3 protein-coding genes and 1 pseudogene are annotated in these 4,297 nt (G+C 62.2%); 2 read left to right on the forward strand and 2 right to left on the reverse strand.

What is annotated here, in order from left to right:
* A pseudogene (locus JWR14_RS08305) lies at window positions 1-319 on the reverse strand (hybrid sensor histidine kinase/response regulator); the annotation flags it as partial.
* Between the two features lie 3 nt (window positions 320-322).
* Window positions 323-1,831 (reverse strand): ATPase domain-containing protein, encoded by a 1,509-nt coding sequence (locus JWR14_RS08310; protein ID WP_299704340.1) that lies wholly within the window; start codon window positions 1,829-1,831, stop codon window positions 323-325.
* Between the two features lie 236 nt (window positions 1,832-2,067).
* Between JWR14_RS08310 and JWR14_RS08315 the strand changes: the two genes are divergently transcribed.
* Entirely contained in the window at window positions 2,068-3,945 is a 1,878-nt protein-coding gene (locus tag JWR14_RS08315) for a DUF3857 and transglutaminase domain-containing protein (RefSeq protein ID WP_299704343.1), read from the forward strand.
* 140 nt (window positions 3,946-4,085) lie between these two features.
* On the forward strand, window positions 4,086-4,297 hold a 212-nt coding region (locus JWR14_RS08320; RefSeq protein WP_299704346.1), incomplete at its 3' end, for a hypothetical protein.

Below are 4,297 nucleotides of genomic sequence, written 5' to 3' on the forward strand. Positions count from 1 at the left end.
GCACGACGACGTTACCCAGCAGCTCGAGCCGGTCGAGCGCGTGTTGCGGGCGTCGTTCAGTGCGTTTGGTGGCGAGCAGGATCAGCGGAAAATCAGACCACGTCGGCTGCTGGTCGAGCCACTGGAAGACCTGCGGCATGTCGCTGTCGGCGAGTGCTTCTTCCGCGATCAGCGCCGTACCCGCATTGCTGCGCAGCTCGGCGTTCAGCATCACGGCGTTCACGCAAGGGACGCAGTTGCGGCCATCCTTGCTCAGCACTTCGCCGACTACGTCCGCGTCGCGGCCGCGTGGGGCGAGGATCAGGACACGGTTTTCCACGGCTTAGCGGCCCCTCGCGTCGGGGCTGCCCAGCATGGTTGAGTCGCCGCGATACGACGGCAGACCGGCGAGCACGCCATCGAAATCGCGCAGTGCTTCACTCAGCTCAAGGCCACCGTGCGTCAGCCTGAACTGGCGAATCGTGCGTTCATGCGCATTGCTGCGGCTTTTGACAGCGGCAAGCGCGGTTAGCACTTCGCCCTGATGTTCGAAGTATCGGAACAGGACCATTACATCGCTGAGATAGCTGATGTCGATGTCCGTCTGCACCTCGCCCACAATTCCATGCTGGCCGAGCACGAGCATCGTCACAATGCCGCGCTGGTTAAGGTAGCCGAGCAACTCGTGCATTTGCAGCAGCAGGTAGCGTTCGCCGGGCATCGCCTGCAAATACGCGTTCAGGCTGTCGATGGCAACATAGGTCACGCCTTCGTCCTCGACCGCCTCGCGTACGTCGCTGGTGAACTGGCCGGGCGACATTTCGGCGGGATCGACCTGGCGCAACGTCAGCAAACCGTTGTCGAGATAAGTCGACAGATCCATGCCGAGCGACTTCGAACGCATCAGCAGCGTGCCGAGCGTTTCGTCGAAGAGATAGTAGATGCAACGCTCGCCGCGCTTGAGTGCCGCCAGGAGGCAACACACCACGGTGGTGGTCTTGCCCACGCCGGACGGACCGATGAGGAGCGCATTCGTGCCGGGAATCAGGCCGCCGCCGAGCATGGCGTCGAGGCCCTCCGAGCCTGTCGATACCGGTGCGTTTGCGAATTCAGCGTGATGTTCGGCGGCCACCAGGCGCGGATAGACATCGATACCGCCCGTCTCCAGCGTGAAGTCGTGGAAGCCTTCGCGAAACTTGATGCCGCGCATTTTTGCCACGCGCACACGTCGACGCGCGCCGCCGTAATCGTGGACCAGCTGATCGAGGCTGATCACGCCATGCGCGATACTGTGAAGCTGGAGGTCGTTGGGGTCGGAGGTGTTGTCGTCGAGCAGGTAGACCGTGCATTCGCGCGTCGCGAAATAACGCTTGAGCGCGAGAATCTGGCGGCGGTAACGCAACGGGTTCTGCGACAACAGCCGCAGCTCCGACAAGCTGTCCAGCACAATCCGGACAGGCTTGAGCGTTTCAACCTGGCGCATCACGTTTTCAACCGTCTCGCCCAGTTCTACTTCTGCCGGGTGCAGGATGGATTGCTCGTACTCGGGGTCCAGCCCTTCGTCGGACAGTAGTTCTATGATGGACAACGCGTCGACATTCCAGCCGTGGGCATCCGCTACGGCGAGTAATTCATCGCGCGTCTCGGAGAGAGTGATATACAAGCCGCCCTCGCCCAGTTCCGCGCCCTTCAGTAAAAATTGCAGCGCGAGAGTGGTTTTTCCAGCCCCCGGCGACCCTTCGATCAGGTACACGCGGTTCGGCGTCAGTCCGCCGCCCAGGATGTTGTCTAGCCCGGTAACGCCCGTCGACATGCGCGGTGCGGGAAGGGATGACTGACGTTGAGTGCTCATAGTAAGAATAGGATTAAATAGGCGCAGCGGTCTCGCGAGGAACACGGCCAGGGTCGGGTGTCGCGCCCGATCGGCCTCCATATATGTCAGGTAAAAGCAAAGAACAGGCCTGTGCAGCGAAAGCTACCGGCAGGTCACGGCAACCGGCGCGCGTGCAAAACCACGTGAGACACCGCGTGAAATACGATAAACCGTTGAACCTGCGCCTAAAATCGCCTTCCATGAGCTCAAGATCGATGGCTGTCAAACACCGTGTGCTGCTGGCTGCTTCGCTGGCGTGGATAGCATCGCAGCCGGCATTCAGCGCGGAGACCATCGAAACCGCGCAGCCGTCCACGCTGGTCAGCGACGTCCATACCTTCATCGTGGCGGAAGACGGTTCCCTGACAGAGGACGATGAAACCACCTTGCGTGCGAATACGCCGGCGGGTGTCGGTGAAATCGCGCAACGCTACATCTGGTTCGACAAATCGACGTCAACCATCGACATAAGCGATGCCTACTCCCTCGGCCCCGACGGCATCAAACACATCGTGGCGCCCGATCAGATCCGCGAGATCCAGGAGCCGCGTTCGGCAGGCGCTCCCACGTTCGAGGACTCGCGCCTGAAAGTGGTCGTGTTTCCAGGGGTGAGCACGGGATCGATCGTGCATCTGCGGTTTCACAAGACCCAGTCGAAGCCGGTCATCACAGGGCAGTTCGACTATTTCGTCGAGCCAGGGCGTGGCCCGGTGGAAGAGCAGCGGCTGATCTTCGACTTGCCCGCCGACAAACCGCTCTATGCCGATGCACGCGGCTACGTCGCCGTGCCACCGGTCACACAGGGCGGCCGCACGCGCTACGAATTCGACTACAGCCGGGCTCACTACGATCGAGTGGAAGCGGGCTCGGTCGGTTATGCGCAATACGGCGACCGGCTGATGGTGTCGACGTTTCCCGACTACCGGAGCTTTGCCGCGAGCTATCGGGACGGCACCGTCGATCCGAGCGCGGACGACCCGGCCGTGCGTTCCCTCGCGCAGTCGCTCACACGCAACGAGTCCGACCCGCGAGCGAAAGCGGCCACGCTCTATGACTGGGTGCGCCACAACATCCGCTATGTGTCGCTGTTCCTGGGGCAAAGTCCTGCCATTCCCCACCGGGCCGCCAATATCCTCGCCAACCGATACGGCGATTGCAAGGACTACGTCGCGCTCTACGGCGCGTTGCTGTCTGCAGTGGGTATCGAAAATGAGCCGGCCTTGATCAGCCTTGGCTCGGTCTATACGCTGCCGTCGGTACCGGGCTACGGCGGCAGCGCGATCAACCACGTCATTACATGGATGCCGGGGCTGGGACTGTATGCCGACTCGACGGCATTGAGCATCGAGTTCGGCAATCTCCCGCTCGCGGACATGGACCGTCCAACGCTGCTGGTCGGCGACGGCACGCTGTCGCGAACGCCCGCTACCCAGCCGCTGTCACGCACGGCGCGCTTGCAGATCGACGTGGCCCCCGATGGCTCGGCTGCGTTCGCCGATCAGGTGGAAGACGCCGGATGGAGCGCCGGGCCGGAGCGTTCGAATCTGCTGCACGCGACCGCCGAGCGCCGCAAGCAGATCGCCGATGCCCGCCTTCGTGCGACCGGGCTGCGCGGTGTCGTAACGCTCACTGCCAGCGACCTGGACGCAAGCAACGGCCCGCTGACCACCACGATCAATGGAACGCTCGACAATGTAGTGTGGACCACCGGCACGACCGCCCTGCCCGCGCTGACGAGCCTGTCCGGCGGGATCGCTACACAAGTTGAGAACCTGCTCGCCGAGCGCGTGCGGACCCAGCCGTTCATGTGCACCGGAGGCGCGTTCGATGAAGTCGCGCAAGTCACCTTGCCGAAAATTTTCCGCGTCACCGACGTGCCGACCGACGCAAATTTCACCAACGCGTTCTTCGATTATTCATCGCGTTATGTCTTCGACCCCGCGACTAACCTGCTTCAGGCAGAGCGCCATCTGAAGGCAAACTTCGGCAAGCAGGTATGCACGCCCGCGGATTTCGCCGCCATGCAGCCGGTGTTGAAGCGAATCGAACGGGACACGGATGCGCAGATCATCATCAAGGCGATGGAGCCGTGATTGCGCCGCGTTAAAGCGCGCCCTGCCGCTGCGTAAGTTTTTGTAATCGCGGCATGCTTACCTGTAACCGGAATGTCGGGCGACGCCGCTATGCTGCAAAACCAGCATTGATGGAACGTCCCGATGCGCACGGCCATGCCATGACGACCCAAGAACCCGCGAACACACCCGAGCATCCGTCTGCGCCGATAGATCGTTTAAGCGCGATCACGTTGCCTGATCCATCGGTTCACCGAATGCTCGCCGATGCATGCCGCCAGGCCGGCGATGAACTCGGCGCGCTGGCGCATCTGATCGCGGCTCACACCCTCGACGCGTACGCAACCGGCTCGCCAAACGCCCGCACGAACGG

It is taken from the genome of Caballeronia sp. (assembly GCF_028292365.1).
Classification (GTDB): Bacteria; Pseudomonadota; Gammaproteobacteria; order Burkholderiales; family Burkholderiaceae; genus Caballeronia.

Coding starts and splice junctions, on each gene's coding strand:
- JWR14_RS08310 (WP_299704340.1), bottom strand. CDS start 1,831: ATGAGCACTCAACGTCAGTCATCCCTTCCCGCACCGCGCATGTCGACG.
- JWR14_RS08315 (WP_299704343.1), top strand. CDS start 2,068: ATGGCTGTCAAACACCGTGTGCTGCTGGCTGCTTCGCTGGCGTGGATA.